The 18,820-nt window shown below is 59.5% G+C and carries 14 protein-coding genes; 12 read left to right on the top strand and 2 right to left on the bottom strand.

Features of this window, described 5'->3' with window-relative positions; genetic code table 11:
- From AACY50_RS01365 to AACY50_RS01315, 11 genes are all read left to right on the top strand, one after another.
- Window positions 1-1,437 carry a sigma-54-dependent transcriptional regulator gene (locus AACY50_RS01365; RefSeq protein WP_339432799.1) on the top strand — a complete coding sequence of 479 codons (1,437 nt, stop codon included), beginning with the start codon at window positions 1-3 and terminating at the stop codon, window positions 1,435-1,437.
- A 733-nt stretch (window positions 1,438-2,170) separates the two neighbouring features.
- Window positions 2,171-3,571 (top strand): polynucleotide adenylyltransferase PcnB, encoded by a 1,401-nt coding sequence (locus tag AACY50_RS01360; RefSeq protein WP_339432798.1) that lies wholly within the window; start codon window positions 2,171-2,173, stop codon window positions 3,569-3,571.
- Window positions 3,572-3,573: 2 nt separating this feature from the next.
- Entirely contained in the window at window positions 3,574-4,059 is a 486-nt protein-coding gene (gene folK, locus AACY50_RS01355) for a 2-amino-4-hydroxy-6-hydroxymethyldihydropteridine diphosphokinase (protein WP_339432797.1), read from the top strand.
- Window positions 4,060-4,455: 396 nt separating this feature from the next.
- Window positions 4,456-5,256 carry a 3-methyl-2-oxobutanoate hydroxymethyltransferase gene (gene panB / locus AACY50_RS01350; protein WP_339432796.1) on the top strand — a complete coding sequence of 267 codons (801 nt, stop codon included), beginning with the start codon at window positions 4,456-4,458 and terminating at the stop codon, window positions 5,254-5,256.
- Window positions 5,253-6,113 carry a pantoate--beta-alanine ligase gene (gene panC / locus AACY50_RS01345; protein WP_339493842.1) on the top strand — a complete coding sequence of 287 codons (861 nt, stop codon included), beginning with the start codon at window positions 5,253-5,255 and terminating at the stop codon, window positions 6,111-6,113. Before panB ends, panC begins: the two co-directional genes overlap by 4 nt.
- 365 nt (window positions 6,114-6,478) lie before the next feature.
- Entirely contained in the window at window positions 6,479-8,143 is a 1,665-nt protein-coding gene (pgi, locus tag AACY50_RS01340; protein WP_339432794.1) for a glucose-6-phosphate isomerase, read from the top strand.
- A gap of 153 nt (window positions 8,144-8,296) precedes the next feature.
- Window positions 8,297-10,234: an acetate--CoA ligase gene (gene acs, locus AACY50_RS01335; protein ID WP_339466288.1), complete on the top strand. Its 1,938-nt coding sequence runs from the start codon at window positions 8,297-8,299 to the stop codon at window positions 10,232-10,234.
- Between the two features lie 51 nt (window positions 10,235-10,285).
- Window positions 10,286-11,155 carry an oxygenase MpaB family protein gene (locus AACY50_RS01330; RefSeq protein ID WP_339432792.1) on the top strand — a complete coding sequence of 290 codons (870 nt, stop codon included), beginning with the start codon at window positions 10,286-10,288 and terminating at the stop codon, window positions 11,153-11,155.
- 102 nt (window positions 11,156-11,257) lie between these two features.
- On the top strand, window positions 11,258-12,274 hold the full coding sequence (locus AACY50_RS01325; RefSeq protein WP_339466287.1) for a class I SAM-dependent rRNA methyltransferase: 1,017 nt from the start codon (window positions 11,258-11,260) through the stop codon (window positions 12,272-12,274).
- Between the two features lie 94 nt (window positions 12,275-12,368).
- Window positions 12,369-15,320 (top strand): DUF748 domain-containing protein, encoded by a 2,952-nt coding sequence (locus tag AACY50_RS01320; RefSeq protein WP_339538059.1) that lies wholly within the window; start codon window positions 12,369-12,371, stop codon window positions 15,318-15,320.
- Entirely contained in the window at window positions 15,320-15,616 is a 297-nt protein-coding gene (locus AACY50_RS01315) for a DUF2845 domain-containing protein (RefSeq protein WP_339466290.1), read from the top strand. The genes AACY50_RS01320 and AACY50_RS01315 overlap by 1 nt, the downstream gene beginning before the upstream one ends.
- Window positions 15,617-15,796: 180 nt before the next feature.
- Here the strand turns inward: AACY50_RS01315 and AACY50_RS01310 are convergent, their stop codons facing one another.
- Both AACY50_RS01310 and AACY50_RS01305 read right to left on the bottom strand, forming a co-directional pair.
- Entirely contained in the window at window positions 15,797-16,153 is a 357-nt protein-coding gene (locus tag AACY50_RS01310) for a BON domain-containing protein (RefSeq protein WP_339466285.1), read from the bottom strand.
- A 297-nt stretch (window positions 16,154-16,450) separates the two neighbouring features.
- Window positions 16,451-16,891, bottom strand: coding sequence for a pilin (locus AACY50_RS01305; RefSeq protein ID WP_339538058.1), 441 nt, complete (start codon window positions 16,889-16,891; stop codon window positions 16,451-16,453).
- A 226-nt stretch (window positions 16,892-17,117) separates the two neighbouring features.
- Between AACY50_RS01305 and pilB the strand changes: the two genes are divergently transcribed.
- Complete coding sequence (gene pilB / locus AACY50_RS01300) at window positions 17,118-18,818, top strand: type IV-A pilus assembly ATPase PilB (RefSeq protein WP_339432787.1); 1,701 nt, start codon at window positions 17,118-17,120, stop codon at window positions 18,816-18,818.
- Window positions 18,819-18,820 lie beyond the last annotated feature (2 nt).

Genomic DNA, 18,820 nt, shown 5'->3' with positions numbered 1-18,820 from the left:
ATGCCGCACATTTTGATCGTCGAAGACGAAACCATTATCCGCTCCGCCTTGCGCCGCCTGCTGGAACGCAACCAGTACCAGGTCAGCGAAGCCGGTTCAGTGCAGGAAGCACAAGAACGCTTCACCATTCCTACGTTCGATCTGATCGTGAGCGATCTGCGTCTGCCGGGCGCTCCGGGTACCGAGCTGATCAAGCTCGGCCAGGGCACGCCGGTGCTGATCATGACCAGTTATGCCAGCCTGCGCTCGGCGGTCGACTCGATGAAGATGGGCGCGGTGGATTACATCGCCAAGCCTTTCGACCACGATGAAATGCTTCAGGCCGTTGCGCGGATCCTGCGTGATCGCCAATCGGCGCCGGCAGCGGGCGAAGCCGTTGCCAGCAAATCTGCCAATGGCAGCGGCAAAACAGCCACCGACAACAGCAACGGCGAAATCGGCATCATCGGCTCCTGCCCACCGATGCAGGATCTGTACAGCAAGATCCGCAAAGTCGCGCCGACCGATTCCAATGTGCTGATTCAGGGCGAGTCCGGCACCGGTAAAGAGTTGGTGGCCCGCGCCCTGCACAACCTGTCGAAACGCGCCAAGGCACCGATGATCTCGGTGAACTGCGCCGCCATTCCGGAAAGCCTGATCGAGTCCGAACTGTTCGGCCACGAAAAAGGCGCATTCACCGGCGCCAGCGCCGGTCGTGCCGGCCTGGTGGAAGCGGCGGACGGCGGTACGCTGTTCCTCGATGAAATCGGCGAGCTGCCGCTGGAAGCCCAGGCCCGCCTGCTGCGCGTGTTGCAGGAAGGTGAAATTCGCCGTGTGGGCTCGGTGCAATCGCAGAAGGTCGATGTTCGTCTGATCGCGGCGACTCACCGAGACCTCAAGAGCCTGGCGAAAGTCGGCCAGTTCCGGGAAGACCTTTATTACCGCCTGCATGTGATCGCGTTGAAACTGCCAGCCCTGCGCGAGCGCGGTGCCGACGTCAACGAGATCGCCAATGCCTTCCTCGCTCGCCAGAGCGCGCGGATCAACCGTACCGACCTGAAATTTGCAGCGGATGCCGAACAGGCCATCCGTCACTATTCCTGGCCGGGTAACGTTCGTGAACTTGAAAACGCGGTCGAGCGCGCGGTGATCCTCAGCGAGAGCCCGGAAATCTCCGCTGAACTGCTGGGTATCGACATTGAGCTGAGCGATCTGGACGACGATGAATTCATTGGTCTGCCGCCGCAAACCTCAGGTAACGCCAGCAACAGCAGCCACGAACCGACCGAAGACTTGTCGCTGGAAGACTACTTCCAGCATTTCGTCCTCGAGCATCAGGACCACATGACCGAGACCGAACTGGCGCGCAAACTGGGCGTCAGCCGTAAATGCCTGTGGGAACGGCGTCAGCGCCTGGGCATTCCACGACGCAAGACCGGGGTCGCCAGCGAGAGCTGAACGTTACCTGTCGAGTGTGCGGGTAACGCTTGAAGATGTGAAAAAACTGTTACCTCAGTCTTTCCACGTAACAGAAGCCGGGGTTATCGGTAACGAAACCCCGGCTTTTTTTGGCCCTGACAAAAGGGCCCGATCGACCTAACCCCTTGTTTTATTGGGGTTCGCAAAAGTTGGCACGGCACCTGCTATATGTTTGGTACAAGAACAATAACAAGCAATGCACAAGACAATAAAAATAAGACGAATCGACTCACGCACAATAAAAACAAGACGGCGAGAGGCGCAGCTAACTGATTCTTTTGGAGAGGCGTTGTATTTGGGGCTTGCCCCACGACCAGGCCGAGAACAACAAAAACTGTCCTAAGACAGAGCCTGTACTGGTTGGATCGAGAGATCACTGCAATTCAGCGACCAAAGCAATCCGTTTGCTCTTGGCTCCCGATTGGGAGGGTCACGAAGCAAAAGCTTCGTGACGAGGGCACTCAACAAAAACAAGAAGCCCGAATCAATAATAAAAAGAGCACGCAACTACTTCTTGGGGAGCTCCGGCTCCCCTTGTAGTTTCTCCCATCCGGGAAATCCTGCTGTTTTGCCCTCCTCGACCCTTGCAGCTTGCGGCTTACAGCTCAAATCTGCCGTGTCCTACACCATCCCCCGACTAAATGCTAGAATCTGCGCCCATCATGCGGTCATTCTTTGGTATGGCCGAACATTCCTTCAAACAGTGCATCCCATGCTGAAGAAGCTGTTCCAGTCATTCCGAACTCCCGTGCGTCGTACGCAACACATCCGCAGCACCCCTGAAGTGCTTAACAGCGGCCAACATTCGCTGCAGAAAACGCAATTCAGCCGCTACGCGGTCAATATCGTCGAACGCTTGCAGGGCGCCGGTTACCAGGCCTATCTGGTCGGTGGCTGCGTGCGTGACATGCTGTTGGGCATTACGCCCAAGGATTTCGACGTCGCCACCAGCGCCACGCCCGAACAAGTGCGCGCCGAATTCCGCAATGCGCGGATCATCGGCCGTCGCTTCAAACTGGTGCATATTCATTTCGGTCGCGAAATCATCGAAGTCGCGACCTTCCGCGCCAATCACCCGATAAACGAGGACGACGAAGACAGCAATCAGTCTTCGCGTAACGAAAGCGGGCGAATTTTGCGCGACAACGTCTACGGCACCCTGGAAGAAGACGCGCAACGCCGCGACTTCACCATCAACGCCCTGTATTACGATCCGGTCAGCGAGCGCATCCTCGACTACGCCAACGGCGTGCACGACATCCGCAATCACCTGATCCGCCTGATCGGCGATCCAAAGCAGCGCTATCAGGAAGACCCGGTGCGCATGCTGCGGGCCGTGCGTTTCGCCGCCAAGCTCAATTTCGGCATCGAGAAACACACGGTTCAGCCAATCCGCGAACTGGCGCCGATGTTGCGCGAGATCCCGTCGGCACGCCTGTTTGAAGAGGTGCTCAAGCTGTTCCTCTCCGGACACGGCGCGATCACCTTCGAGATGCTGGTCGACCTGCAACTGTTTGCCCCGCTGTTCCCGGGCAGTGCCGACGCGCTGGAGCACAACCCGGAATATACCCACACGCTGATCAGCGAAGCGCTGACCAACACCGACTTGCGCATCAAGCAGAACAAACCGGTCACGCCGGCGTTCCTGTTTGCCGCCCTGTTGTGGCCAGCCCTGCCGGCCCGCGTGCTGCGTTTGCAGGAACGTGGCATGCCGCCGATCCCGGCGATGCAGGAAGCCGCACACGAGTTGATTGCCGAGCAGTGCCAGCGCATCGCGATTCCGAAACGCTTCACCATGCCGATCCGCGAGATCTGGGACATGCAGGAGCGCCTGCCACGGCGCAGCGGCAAACGTGCCGATCTGTTGCTGGACAATCCACGTTTCCGCGCTGGTTACGACTTCCTGCTGCTGCGTGAAAGCGCGGGCGAGCAAACGGATGGCCTGGGTGAATGGTGGACGGACTATCAGGACGCCAACGACAGCGAGCGTCGTGACATGATCCGCGATCTCAGCGGCAAAGGTGACGACGCCAGCGGTGCGCCGCGCAAACGTCGTCGCAGCGGCGGTTCCAAGCGCAAACGTGCCGGTGCACCGAGCGCAACGGGCGAATAGGCATGGAACGGATCTATATCGGCATGGGCAGCAACCTCGCTGACCCGGCCGAACAATTGCGCAGCGCCGTCGAGGCGCTGGGGCAATTGCCGCAAACCATGGTCGCCGGTGTTTCCGCCTTCTATCAAAGCGACTCATTGCTGCCGGGCCAACCGCGCTACACCAACGCCGTGGCGGCGCTCGACAGCGATCTTGCGCCGCTGGATCTGCTCGATGCGCTGCAAGCGATCGAAAACGATCAGGGCCGCGAACGCCTGGAACGCTGGGGCCCGCGCACGCTGGATCTGGATATTCTGCTGTTCGGTGATCGGTTGATCGACGAACCACGGCTGAAAGTCCCGCATTACCAGATTCAGGAAAGGGCGTTCGTCCTGTATCCACTGGCCGAGCTGGCTCCCGAGGATCTGCGCCTGGCCGATGGCCGCAGCCTCCCCGACCTACTGGCCGCGTGCCCGTTCGTCGGCCTGGAACGCCTCTCCAAAACTTAAAATCAGTTCCCCCTTGTGGGCACGGGCTTGCTCGCCAAAGCGCAGTATCCGTTGATTCAGATACCGATGGACACGACACCTTGGCGAGCAACCCCGCACACATTGACGATTCCCCATTAGATGTTGTCGGACAAGAAAGCCTCGAATCAGCCCCGCCGCGCCGCTGAATCGGATCAGTAACGCCGGTAACACTCCCCTCGTAACAACGCGGTAACACACGCAATTGACTTCCTGTTGGCTCATCACGACTATAGGCGTCCCGCTGCCGCCAACCCGGCACATACGGGCGCCATCCAGGCCTTATAAGCACGACAAAAGACCGTGCGCCTGAGTAAATGAAGAATCACGCGCGTTACTCGCAGTAGTTTCCATAGCGCCTGAACGAGGATTTTTTACATGCCAGCCATCACCCTGACCACGCTCCAGAGCCTCAAGCAAAAAGGTGAAAAGATCACCATGCTGACCTGCTATGACGCGACCTTCGCCCACGCCTGCAACGAGGCCGGTGTCGAAGTGCTGCTGGTGGGCGACTCCCTCGGCATGGTCCTGCAAGGTCACGACAGCACATTGCCAGTGACCACTGCGGAAATGGCCTACCACACCGCCTGCGTCAAACGCGGCAACACCGATGCCCTGATCCTGGCCGACTTGCCCTTCATGGCCAACGCGACTCTCGAACAAACCATGACCAACAGCGCCCTGCTGATGCAGGCCGGTGCGCACATGGTCAAGGTTGAAGGGGCGCTGTGGCTGGCGGAGTCGATCCGCCTGCTGGCCGAACGCGGTGTGCCGGTCTGCGCGCACATGGGCCTGACCCCGCAAGCCGTGAACATTCTCGGTGGCTATAAAGTGCAGGGCCGCAACGAGAACCAGGCACGGCAGATGCGTGCCGACGCGATCTCGCTGGAACAGGCGGGTGCGGCGATGTTGCTGCTTGAATGCGTGCCGAGTGAACTGGCCGCTGAAATCAGCCAGGCCGTGAAGATTCCGGTCATTGGTATCGGCGCCGGTAACGCCACCGACGGTCAGGTCCTGGTGCTGCACGACATGCTCGGCCTGTCGATCACCGGCCGCGTGCCGAAATTCGTCAAGAACTTCATGGACGGTCAGGACAGCATTCAGTCGGCCTTGAAGGCTTACGTCAGCGAAGTCAAAGCCACCACGTTCCCTGGTATCGAACACGGATTCTCTGCATGAACACCGTAAAAACCGTACGCGAACTGCGCGCCGCCGTAGCCCGCGCCCGCAGTGAAGGCAAGCGTATCGGCTTCGTGCCGACCATGGGCAACCTGCACAGCGGCCACATCGCACTGATCACCAAAGCCACGCAACGGGTGGATTTCGTGGTCGCGAGCATTTTCGTCAACCCGCTGCAGTTCGGCGCTGGCGAAGACCTCGACAAGTACCCGCGCACCCTCGCTGCGGATCAGGAACAACTGCTGGAAGCCGGTTGCGATCTGCTTTTCGCTCCGACCGTCGAAGAAATGTACCCCGACGGCATGGCCGGGCAGACCCGGGTCAGCGTGCCGCAACTCTCTGAAGGCTTGTGCGGCGCCAGCCGTCCGGGGCACTTCGAAGGCGTGGCCACGGTGGTCAGCAAGTTGTTCAACATGGTCCAGCCGGATCTGGCGATTTTTGGCCAGAAGGACTACCAGCAACTGGCGGTGATACGTGCCCTGGTGCATGACTTGAACATGCCGATCCAGATCATCGGCGAGCCGACTGTGCGTGCCACTGACGGCTTGGCGCTGTCCTCGCGCAACGGTTTCCTCAGCGAAGAACAACGTGCCATCGCCCCCGTGGTCTATCGCACCCTGAGCACGATTGCCGAGTCGATCAAACAAGGTAATCGCGACTTCCCGGCGCTGATCACTGCCCAATTGCAACAATTGGAAGCCGCTGGCCTGCGTCCTGATTACCTGGACATTCGCCATGCGCTGACACTGCGTCCGGCGACGGCTGAAGACCGCGATCTGGTCATTCTGGTGGCGGCGTTCCTTGGCACCACACGGTTGATCGACAACCTGCACCTGAACCTCGATACGCCGACCTGAAACACCGCGATACCCCTGTGGGAGCAAGCCTGCTCCCACAGTTGTTTCAGGCCCCCTCGCGGCCTGCATTGCCGGCCTCAAAGCCTTGGGGCACACTGCCCGCCGTTCGCTTCCAACCCGAAAAAACACTCATGTGCGCCATTAAGTCGCCTGTGCTCTTCCGTTTGTCGGCCCATTGCCGGCATCAATGTTAAAAAAGTACAGGGAATGGGTCAGACAAAGTCAAGACAGAACGCAGCGCGAGGTTTACTGTATTCGCCCTGTGTCCAAAAACCGTGTCGACGCAGTTGGCCTGCGCCCAACCAAGGCGTGCTGGCCTGTTCAGTGTTCAAAAGGCCGTTCAAGTAAAAAGGAAAACCGCAGCGATGGCGTACTACCGCACTCCTCACGACGTTACCGCTCTGCCTGCCTGGCAAGCGTTGAAAGATCACCGCCAAGCCATGCAGGATTTCAGCATGCGCGAAGCCTTCAACGCCGATCCGCAGCGCTTCAATCAGTTCACCCTCAGCAGCTGCGGACTGTTTCTCGACTATTCAAAGAATTTGATCAACGCCCAGACCCGCGATCTGTTGGTGGGTCTGGCCAATGAAGTCGATCTGAAGGGCGCGATCAAAGCGCTGTTCGACGGCGAAATGGTCAACTCGTCCGAAGGCCGCCCGGCGCTGCACACAGCCCTGCGCCGCCCGGTGGGCGACAAGTTGTCGGTCAATGGCGTCAACGTGATGCCCGAAGTTCACAAGGTACTCAACCAGATCACCGATCTGGTCGGCCGCATCCACGACGGTCTGTGGCGCGGTTACACCGAGAAGCCGATCACCGACGTGGTGAACATCGGCATCGGCGGCTCGTTCCTCGGCCCCGAGCTGGTCTCCGAAGCCTTGCTGTCATACGCGCAGAAAGGCGTGCGTTGCCACTATCTGGCGAACATCGACGGCAGTGAGTTCCACGAACTGACGCAAAAGCTGCGCGCCGAAACCACGCTGTTCATCGTTTCGTCGAAATCGTTCAACACCCTCGAAACCCTCAAGAACGCTCAGGCTGCACGCGCCTGGTATCTGGCTCAGGGGGGTTCGGAAGCCGAGCTGTATCGTCACTTCATTGCCGTATCGAGCAACAATGCGGCAGCCGTGGCGTTCGGTATCCGTGAAGAAAACATCTTCCCGATGTGGGACTGGGTCGGCGGCCGTTACTCGCTGTGGTCGGCCATCGGTTTGCCGATCGCCCTGGCCATCGGCATGTCCAACTTCAAGGAGCTGCTGTCCGGGGCCTACACCATGGACCAGCACTTCCAGACCGCACCGTTCGAACAGAACATGCCGGTACTGCTGGCGTTGCTCGGCGTGTGGTACGGCAACTTCTGGGGCGCGCAAAGCCACGCGATCCTGCCGTACGATCACTACCTGCGTAACATCACCAAGCACCTGCAGCAGTTGGACATGGAATCCAACGGCAAGAGCGTTCGTCAGGACGGCACCCCGGTGTCGACTGACACGGGCCCGGTGATCTGGGGCGGCGTCGGCTGCAACGGTCAGCACGCTTACCACCAGTTGCTGCACCAAGGCACCCAACTGATCCCGGCCGATTTCATCGTGCCGATCGTCAGCTTCAACCCGGTCGCCGACCACCATCAGTGGCTGTACGCCAACTGCCTGTCGCAGAGTCAGGCGCTGATGCTCGGCAAAACCTTGCCGGAAGCCGAAGCTGAACTGCGCGACAAAGGCATGAGCGAGCAAGAGGTGCACAAACTCGCACCGCACAAGGTGATCCCGGGTAACCGTCCAAGCAACACGCTTGTGGTGGAACGCATCAGCCCTCGTCGCCTCGGCGCGCTGGTGGCGATGTATGAACACAAAGTGTTCGTGCAAAGCGTGGTCTGGGGCATCAACGCCTTCGACCAGTGGGGTGTGGAATTGGGCAAGGAGCTGGGCAAAGGCGTTTACAACCGTCTGGTCGGCAGCGATGAAACCACCGCTGACGATCCATCGACCCAAGGCCTGATCAACTACTTCCGCGGTCGTCACCGCGGTTGATTTGAACGCACCGCTGTAACCCTGTGGGAGGGAGCAAGCCCCCTCCCACAGTTGTTTCCGGTGCATTCAAAATCAGATTCCGAATCTGGCTTGAACCTGTTGACCGCTCGGCGCATCTTTATCCTTGTCGCACCACAAGAATAAGGAACCGTCATGTTCGATATCAGCACGTTCCCCAAAGCCGATGCCGTCCGCCGGGCTGCGCAGTTGAGTCAAGACGACTACCGACGCCTGTATCGCGAATCCATTGAACACCCCAGCGCCTTCTGGGCCGAACAGGCCACGCGGTTCCTCGACTGGAGCACGCCGTGGCAGACCGTTCAGCGTTATGACCTGAAAACAGGCGAAGCCTCCTGGTTTACCGGCGGCCAACTGAACGTCAGTTACAACTGCATCGACCGCCATCTCGAACAACGCGGCGATCAGACCGCCCTGCTCTGGGAAGGCGATGACCCCGCCGAATCAGTGCAAATCACCTACAAAAAGCTCCATCACCATGTCTGCCGACTGGCCAACGTGTTGAAAAGCCGTGGCGTCAAGAAAGGCGACCGCGTGTGCATTTACATGCCGATGATCCCCGAAGCCGCGTACGCCATGCTCGCCTGCGCGCGGATCGGCGCCATTCATTCGGTAGTGTTTGGCGGCTTCTCCCCGGACTCCCTGCGTGACCGCATCCTCGATGCTGATTGCCGCACGGTGATCACCGCCGATGAAGGCGTGCGCGGCGGTAAATTCGTGCCACTGAAAAACAACGTCGACAAAGCCCTGCAAAGTTGCCCCGACGTCAGCACCGTCCTCGTGGTCGAGCGCACTCAGGGCAAAGTCGATTGGGTCGAAGGCCGCGATCTCTGGTATCACCAGGCCGTGCGCGAGGTCAGCGACGATTGTCCGCCGCAGGCGATGGACGCCGAAGATCCGCTGTTCATCCTCTACACCTCCGGCAGCACCGGCAAACCCAAAGGCGTGCTGCACACCACTGGCGGCTACCTGCTGCAAGCGGCGATGACCTTCAAGTACGTGCTCGATTACCGCGACGGCGAAGTGTTCTGGTGCACCGCCGATGTCGGCTGGGTGACCGGTCACAGCTACATCGTCTACGGTCCGCTGGCCAATGGCGCGACGACGTTGATGTTCGAGGGCGTGCCGAGCTATCCGAACAGTTCGCGCTTCTGGCAGGTGATCGATAAGCACAAGGTCAACATCTTCTACACCGCCCCCACCGCCCTGCGTGCATTGATGCGCGAAGGTGCCGAGCCGTTGAAGGACACTTCTCGCCAGAGCCTCAGATTACTCGGCAGCGTCGGTGAGCCAATCAACCCGCAAGCGTGGGAATGGTATTTCAACGTGGTCGGCGAACAGCGCTGCCCCATCGTCGACACCTGGTGGCAGACCGAAACCGGCGGCATCATGCTCAGCCCGTTGGTCAGCGCACAACGGATCAAACCCGGCTGCGCCTCGCAACCCATGTTCGGCGTACAACCGGTGCTGCTTGATGAGCACGGCAAGGAAATCAAAGGCGCCGGCAGCGGCGTGCTTGCCATCAAATCGAGCTGGCCGGCGCAGATCCGCAGCGTCTACGGCGACCCGCAACGGATGGTCGACACTTATTTCAAACCCTACCCCGGCTACTACTTCACCGGCGACGGCGCCCGTCGCGACGAGGACGGCGATTACTGGATCACCGGGCGTATCGACGATGTGATCAACGTTTCCGGCCACCGCATCGGCACCGCCGAAGTGGAAAGTGCGCTGGTGTTGCACGACAGCATCGCCGAAGCCGCGGTGGTCGGTTATCCCCACGACGTTAAAGGTCAGGGCATCTACGCCTTCGTCACGCCCATTAACGGCACCGAGCCGACCGATGACCTGAAGAAAGAACTGCTGGCCCACGTCAGCAAGGAAATCGGCAGTTTCGCCAAACCGGACCTGATCCAGTGGGCGCCGGCCTTGCCGAAAACCCGCTCAGGCAAGATCATGCGGCGCATCCTGCGCAAGATCGCTTGCAACGAACTCGACAGCCTCGGTGACACCTCGACCCTGGCCGACCCGAGCGTGGTGCAAGGCCTGATCGACAAGCGCCTCAACCAGTAACATCCCGGGCGCGGTCACCCGAGCGCGCCCGCCCTTTATCAATGAGTGGTCATGGAATTCATCCGCCGCCGTATCGAAAACCAACTCATGAGCCTGACCGGTCTGTCTCTCGGTCAGCTCGATCTGGAAAACCCCAAGGGCGATCCCGGCCTGTTCGGTCCCGACTCAATCAGTTGGCAGGTGCACGGCGACTTCAGCAGCATGCTGATCGGCGGCATCAGCGCGTTGTTGCTGCAAGCACTGCATCCGCTGGCCCTGGCCGGGGTGTGGGATCACTCGAACTTTCGAGAAGACATGCTCGGGCGCTTGCGCCGCACCAGTCAATTCGTTTCCGGCACGACCTTCGGTTCGCGCCGGGACGCCGACTGGCTGATCGAGAAAGTGCGCACCATTCACCTGCAAGTGGTCGGCACCGCGCCCGATGGCCGGCCTTACGCGGCCAGCGATCCCGATCTGCTGACGTGGGTGCATGTGGCAGAAGTCAGCAACTTCCTTGCCGCGCATGTGCGTTACCGCAATCCGCAATTGTCGCTGGCGGATCAGGATCGTTATTACGCCGAAATCGCGGTGATTGCTGAGCGCCTTGGCGCCCGGGATGTGCCGAAATCGCGAGAAGCTGTGGCGCACTACCTGCAACGCATGCGCCCGCAGTTGTTGTGTGATGAACGCAGCCGTGAAGTCCTGCGCCTGCTGCTCGACGCGCCAGCGCCGAGCGCTCTGGCCCGCCCGTTTGGCGATCTGATGATGAAGGCCGGTATCGACCTGCTGCCGGACTGGGCCAGCGACATGCTCAATGTCCGGCAGAATCCGCTGCAACGGCAACTGATCCGCGCCAGCGTCAAGCGCAGCGCGCCGATGCTGCGCTGGGCGATGCGCAATGGTTCGGTGCAGCGGGCCAAACGACGGATGGGGCTCAGCTGACGCTCAGAGCGATAAGCTGCAAGCTCATAGCTCGTAGCTCGTAGCTTCCCCCCAGTAACTGCTAAACTCCCGCGCCCCAATTCCCTCCAGCAAGGCGCCCGCATGTCTTCCTTGAATCAGGCGCTGCGCGCCGCCCTCGATCAACGCCAGGACCTGCTCGCTGAGTTGCACAGCCAGGGCACCGATTGCTATCGGCTGTTCCACGGCAGCCAGGAAGGCGCCGGCGGCCTGACCATCGACCGCTACGGCCCGCAATTGCTGGTGCAAAGCTTCCACCAGACGCTGGAGCGTGACGATCTGCTGCAACTGCACGCCATGGTCAATCAAACCCTGGGCCTTGAGACGCTGCTGGTCTACAACGACCGCTCCCGTGGCAACTCGCGTATCGACCGCCAAGACCCTGTCTACCGCGCTGACGACGCCGCGCTGATCGATCTGGTCGGTCATGAATGGGGCCTGAACTATCGCGTTCGCGGACGTCACGCCGGGCAGGATCCGCTGCTGTTCCTCGACCTGCGCAACACCCGCGGCTGGGTCAAGGATCACGCCAAAGGCAAATCCGTCCTCAACCTGTTTGCCTACACCTGTGGCGTTGGCCTCAGTGCCGCTGCCGGTGGCGCGAGTGAGGTGTGCAATCTGGACTTCGCCGAAGGCAATCTGGCGGTCGGTCGCGAAAACGGCCTGCTCAACCCGACATTGCCGACGATGCAATTCATCCAGTCCGATTACTTCCCGGCGATCCGTCAACTCGCCGGCCTGCCGATCAGTCAGCGCCGAGGGCAGAAACTGCCCAGCTATCAGCGCCTCGAACAGCGCCAATACGATCTGGTGCTGCTCGATCCACCGGCCTGGGCCAAGAGCGCGTTCGGCACCGTCGACCTGCTGCGCGACTACCAAAGCCTGCTCAAACCGGCCCTGCTGACCACCGCCGACAACGGCGTGCTGATCTGCTGCAACAACCTGGCAAAAGTCAGCATGGACGACTGGCGCGAACAGGTTTTGCGCTGCGCCGAAAAGGCCGGGCGCCCGGTGCGTGAATGGAGCGCAATGACCCCGGGCCGGGACTTTCCGTCGCAGGATCAACAGCCGCCATTGAAAACGCTGATCCTGCAATTCTGAGCCTCACTCACAACTTTCAGACACTTGCTGCAAGGCGTGAGCACTTCGGAACCAGAATCGCGTGCCATACTCCAAGGCACTCCGATTCAGACAGATGAAGCCGCACATGCACAAAGGATTGATTCGCGCGATTGGCGCCTTGTTGACCGCCCTGGCCCTCTACAGCCTGCTGGGGTTTCTGATTTTGCCGGGCATCGCCCTGCGCGTGGCCAATCAGCAACTGGCCAACTACGCGACGGTGCCTGCGCATATTCAGCGCATCGAACTCAATCCGTTCAGCCTTGAGGTCACCCTGTGGGGGTTGGGCATCGGCGAACCGGGCAAGGAACAGGTCGGCTTCGAGCGCCTGTATGCCAACCTGCAACTCGACAGCCTGTGGACAAAAGCGCTGCACCTGTCCGACATCGAACTCGACAAGCCCAAGACCGAAATCCTCTTCGCCAAGGACGGCACGCTCAATCTGCTTGGGTTATTCAACATTCCCGCCAGCGAACCGACTCCGGCAGACCCAGATGCCAAGCCGTTTCCACTGCGCATAGAACGAATCAAGCTGGCCGACGGCTATGTCCACTTTGAAGACGCGCGGCCCAGCGAGCCCATCGAATTTCTCTACGACAAACTCGACTTCGAACTGAAAAACCTCAGCACCCTGCCCGAAGACAACGCCGACATGACACTGGTGGCCGCCGGCCCGGCCGGTGGGCAAATCGACTGGAAAGGCAACCTCAGCCTGATTCCATTCACCTCCCAAGGCACATTGAAAGTCACCGATGGCCAGATGAAATCCTTCTGGCCCTATGTGCGGGACGCGGTGCCGTTGGTATTGGAAAACGGCGTGGTCAGCCTCAGTACCGACTACAAACTCAATCTGTCGAAAGAAACCGAATTGCTGCTCAACAATGTCGCGGTGAGCATTGCGCCATTCGCGATCAAAGCGCCGGACGGACGCCCGCTGGCGAAGCTCGAACGCCTCGATGTCAGCGAAACCACGGTCGATCTGGCCAAACAGCAGGTGGTGGTCGGCAAGATCCGCAGCCAGAAACTCGAAACCTGGGCCGCCCTTGAAGCCGACGGCCAACTGGACTGGCAGAAACTGTTTGCCAGTCAACCGTCGAAACCTGCCGCCCAAGCTGCCGCCGAACCCAAGGCTACCCCGGCCGCCGCCGACTCGCCGAAACCCGAACCCAGCGCACCGAGCAAGCCGTGGCAAGTGCTGCTCAAAGACGTGCAATTGCGCAACTACCAAGTGCATCTGGCCGACCGCTCGGCCAATCCACCGGTGGCGCTGGACGTCGGCCCGCTGAACGCGGACCTGCAGGATTTCGACAGCCTCAACGGCTCGCCTTTCAAGGTCAAACTCGACACCGGACTGGGCAAGCAAGGCAAGATCATGGCCGACGGCGTGGTCAACCTCGCCCCGGTCACTGCCCAGCTCAACGTGAAAACCCGGGACATCGACCTGCGTGTCGCGCAGTCCTATATCAACCCGTTCATTCGCCTGGAACTGCGTAGCGGCATGCTCGGCAGTGACTTGAAGGTCAACCTCAAGAGCACCGAGCCTTTGGCACTCAGCGTCACGGGGCGCGCCCAGATCGATCAACTGCACACCCTGGACACCCTGAAAACCCGCGATTTCCTCAAGTGGCAGCAAGTGGTCGTCGAGGGCCTGAACTATCAGCACGGCGACAGCCTGTCGATCGACAAGGTCAATCTGTTCCAACCGTATGTGCGGTTCATGATCAACGATGACCGCACCACCAACATCGATGACTTGCTGATCCCGCAGCCTGCCGACAGTGGCGCCAAAACCGCAGCAGCCAAACCGGCCAGCAAAGACAAACCGCTGGGCATTCACATCGGCGCCATCGCCATCAATGACGGCTCGGCCAACTTCGCCGACTTCAGCCTGACCCCGAACTTCGCCACCGCCGTCCAGCAACTCAACGGCCAGATCGGCACCATCGACAGTCGCGAGGCGAAACCAGCCAGCGTCGACATCAAGGGCAAGGTCGACCGCTATGCGCCAGTGACCATCAAGGGCGCGGTCAACCCATTCGACCCGATGGCCAGCCTCGACATCGCCACCCGTTTCCAACGGGTTGAACTGACCACGCTGACGCCCTACTCCGGCAAGTTCGCCGGTTACCGCATCCGCAAGGGCCGCCTCAATCTCGACCTGCATTACCTGATCACCAAAGGCCAGTTGAAAGCCGAGAACAAAGTGGTGGTCGAACAGTTGCAGCTAGGCGAGAAAGTCGACAGTCCCGACGCCGTGAGCCTGCCGCTGAAACTGGCGATTGCCTTGCTCAAGGACGTCGACGGCAAGATCTCCATCGAATTGCCGGTAACGGGCGACTTGAACAACCCGCAGTTCAGCGTGATGCCAATTGTCTGGCAGACCCTGCGCAACCTGATCGTCAAAGCCGCCGCTGCGCCGTTCAAACTGATTGGCGGGCTGGTCAGCGGCGGTGGTTCGCAAGACCTCGGCACCGTGTCCTTTGCCCCCGGCTCCAGCGAACTGAACAAGGACGCTGAAGCGGCGCTGATCAAGCTGTCACAAGCGCTGAAGGAGCGTCCGGCCCTGCGCCTGGAAATCGAAGGCACCGCCGCGAAAAGCAGCGACGGCCCATTGCTTGCCGAACAGCGTCTGGAGCGTGAATACCAGTACAACTACTACAAGATGCTCCAGCGTCGTGGCGACAAAGTCCCGGCCCAAGCGTCCTTGATCAACGTCCCCGATGGCGAGAAAGGCCCGCTGCTTGAAGGCATCTACCGCACCCGTCTGAAAACCCAGCCACCGGCTCAATGGAAGGATCTGGGCAAGGAAGAGCGCACCGCGAAAATGCGCGAAGGCGTGATCAAGTTCTGGAGCGGCAGCGATGTGTTGCTGCGCCAGTTGGGCCAGGATCGCGCCAGCAGCATCAAGGATTATCTGGTGGACAAGGGCCAGTTGGCGGACGACCGCGTGTACTTCATCGACGCCAACCTTGGCGAGGCACAAAGCGACGGTCGAGTGGTCACGCAAATGCACCTGGATGCCGAATGATGAAGCGACAATGGCTGGCCGCGATGGCCCTGACACTCATTGCCGGAAACACTTGGGCGTCCGATACGCTGCGCTGCGGCAGCCAACTGGTCAGCATCGGTGACCGCGCAAGCGAAGTACTTCACAAGTGCGGTGAGCCGGTCAATCGTGACCTGTTGGGCTACAAGCGCAGCGCCAATCGCCGCGAAGAGTTTCAGGTCGAGGAATGGACTTACGGCCCGAACAACGGCATGTACCAATACCTGCACTTTGAGGGCAACCGCCTGCGCCAGATCAACAGCGAACGCGGGCATTAACCCCAGCCCCCCGCAGTTGTTTTTTGTGGCACCGCGAAATAGAACAGGCCCCGACACAAGTGTCGGGGCCTGTAATGGTCACATCCATGTGACCAGTCGCATGAACTCTAAAGTGGCGACAGACGTATGGCTCGGCCCGTCTGTCGCGCCTTCTCCCGGTCCAGGCGAGAAGCCTTTGCCTTACTCGGCTTTCAGGCCAGCAGCGGACACCGCTTTGACGCCTTCGATTTTCTCGGTGATGCTCACAGCCATTTCTTTTTGAGCATCGGTCACTGCAACAGTGGAGGACAGGGAAACGACGCCTTTGTTGGTTTCAACTTTGATGTCGGTGCCTGGGATGCCTTTTTCGGTCACCAGATCGCTTTTCACTTTGGTAGTGATCCAGGTATCGGAAGTAACTTCTTTAGCCTTGGTCATTTCACCGGCAGCCAGCGTCATGGGTGCCTGAGTAGCCTGGGTGGATTGTGCGAATGCACCGCAGGACATGGTCAGGGTCAGCGCGGTAGCAGCAGCGGCAGTGATAGCGAACTTCTTCATACGAGTAACTCCTGTTTTTCTGGAAAGTCTGCTGGATGTCTTGTCAGCAGGGTTACTGGAGATATTGCGAACGCTGTGCCAACTTTCATTAAGCAATAAAAACGATATTAATCAATAACTTACAATTAAGGCAAATTTTCGGATTCATGCAAATTGCATGACTTGCGCAATATGCACATGCAAGTTGCGGCTTTTGGAAAAGTTCCTAAGATGCTGAAATTATTGAGGCTTTTATAAAGCGCCGCGCCATGAAAAATGCCCCGCTGTGCGGGGCATTCCGTGACGCCGTTGAACGCCTCAGGCACCGCTGCCCGGGCAACCTTTAGGCGCGTAGTCGGGATTGACCGTGGACGCACAACTCCAAGTGCCAGAGGTACTGCCCGTTGCAGCGCCAGTGCGGGTCAATGTGATGGTTTTACCCAACACGGGCCCTGGCGAGTTCACCAAAGTACAGGTGATGGTGCCAGCGCCTGTGGACGCTGTACCCGAAGCGGCCAGCGTGCAGTTGGAGGTGGTGGCCGTGGCACTGCCGGCGACGTTCGTCAGTGACGGATCAGTACCTTGATTGATGGTGTCTTCGAAAGGGACTTTCAGAGCACTGATTTCCGCCAACCCCGCCGTCACTTTCGACCGTGCCTGATATTTCGAATACTGCGGCAACGCGATGGTCGCCAGAATCCCGATGATCGCCACCACGATCAGCAGTTCGATCAGCGTAAAACCTTGTTGTTTTTTCATAGACACGCTCCATGCATGAGTCGAAATCTCATGATCTGAGAAGGACCGAGCATAGCCCATGCCAATCGCCATAAAGCCCTGCTGACTGGGCGCGAGCAGCGGGCGGCGCGGTTTCCTACAACCTGTAACCGCACTATCTGACACTTTTTGTCACCTGCATGGGCCGTGTTTGGCGCTGTCACTTGACTAGGCTATAAGTCATGAACGGCAAGTGCGCGGAATCCCCATGAATGACATCGCTCTGAGCGGTCTGGCCAAGCAATTGGTGCAGGCCGAACTGCTGACGGAAAAAAGCGCCCAGCAAGCCTGGCAACAGGCCCAGCGCGACAGGCTGTCGCTGGTCACTTATCTGGTACAGAACAAACTGCTGAAAAGCGCTCAGGTGGCCGAGATCGCCTCGGAGCACTTCGGCATGGCGTTCCTTGATCTCAATTGCCTGGACTTGGAAACCCAGCCCAAAGATCTGGTCAGTGAAAAACTGGTGCGCCAGCACCACGCCCTGCCCTTGTGGCGTCGCGGCAACAAACTGTTCGTGGGCATTTGCGACCCGAGCAATCATCAAGCGATCAATGACATCCAGTTCAGCACCGGCCTGAGCACCGAAGCCATTCTGGTGGAGGACGACAAGCTCACCGACGCCATCGAAAAATTCTTCGACACCCACACCTCAGGCCTTGAAGACATGGCCGATGTCGATCTCGACGGTCTCGATGTCGAAGCCATCGACGACAGCAATCAGGACGCCATCGGCGGACTCGATGTCGACGATGCGCCAGTGGTGCGTTTCGTCCACAAGATGCTGCTCGATGCGATCAAGAGCGGCTCTTCCGACTTGCACTTCGAGCCCTACGAGAAAACCTATCGGGTACGGGTACGCACCGACGGCATTCTGCGCGAAGTGGCCAAACCACCCATTCAACTGGCCGGGCGCATCGCCGCACGCCTGAAAGTCATGGCCAGCCTCGATATCTCGGAGCGCCGTAAACCCCAGGACGGGCGAATCAAAATGCGCCTGTCGAAGAGCAAGTCGATCGATTTCCGGGTCAACACCCTGCCCACTCTGTGGGGCGAAAAAGTGGTGATCCGGATTCTCGACCCGTCCAGCGCGCAGATCGGGATCGATGCCCTGGGCTATGAGCCAGCGCAAAAAGACCTGTACATGGCCGCGCTCAAACAGCCGCAAGGGATGATTCTGGTCACCGGCCCTACCGGCTCGGGTAAAACCGTATCGCTGTATACCGGCCTGAACATCCTCAACACCGTCGACATCAATATTTCCACCGCCGAAGACCCGGTGGAGATCAACATGGAAGGCATCAATCAGGTCAACGTCAACCCCAAACAAGGGCTCGACTTTGCTCAGGCATTGCGTTCGTTTCTGCGCCAGGACCCGGACGTGATCATGGTCGGCGAGATCCGCGATCTGGAAACCGCCGAAATCGCGATCAAGGCAGCGCAAACCGGCCACCTCGTGTTGTCCACGCTGCACACCAACAGCGCAGCCGAAACCCTGACCCGCCTGCACAACATGGGCATCCCCGGTTTCAACATCGCCACCTCGGTCAGCCTGATCATCGCGCAACGGCTGGCGCGCAAGTTGTGCAGCCACTGCAAGAAACCCATCGAGATCCCGCGCGAAACGCTGATCAAGGAAGGCTTCCCCGAGGAACGCATTGGCAGTTTCACGATCTACGAGCCGGTCGGTTGCGATCATTGCAACGGCGGTTACAAGGGGCGTGTGGGGATTTATGAAGTGGTGAAAAACACACCGGAACTGCAACGGCTGATCATGGCCGAAGGCAACTCGCTGGAAATCGACAGCCAGATGCGCCGTGACGGCTTCGACGACTTGCGCACCTCAGGCTTGCACAAAGCCATGCAAGGCATCACCAGCCTTGAAGAAATCAACCGGGTCACCAAGGACTGAAC

This window comes from Pseudomonas sp. RA_15y_Pfl2_54, from assembly GCF_963971015.1.
GTDB classification, from domain to species: domain Bacteria; phylum Pseudomonadota; class Gammaproteobacteria; order Pseudomonadales; family Pseudomonadaceae; genus Aquipseudomonas; species Aquipseudomonas baetica_A.
Note: the sequence above shows the minus strand (reverse complement) of the source record. Positions and strands in the feature narration are given on the sequence as shown.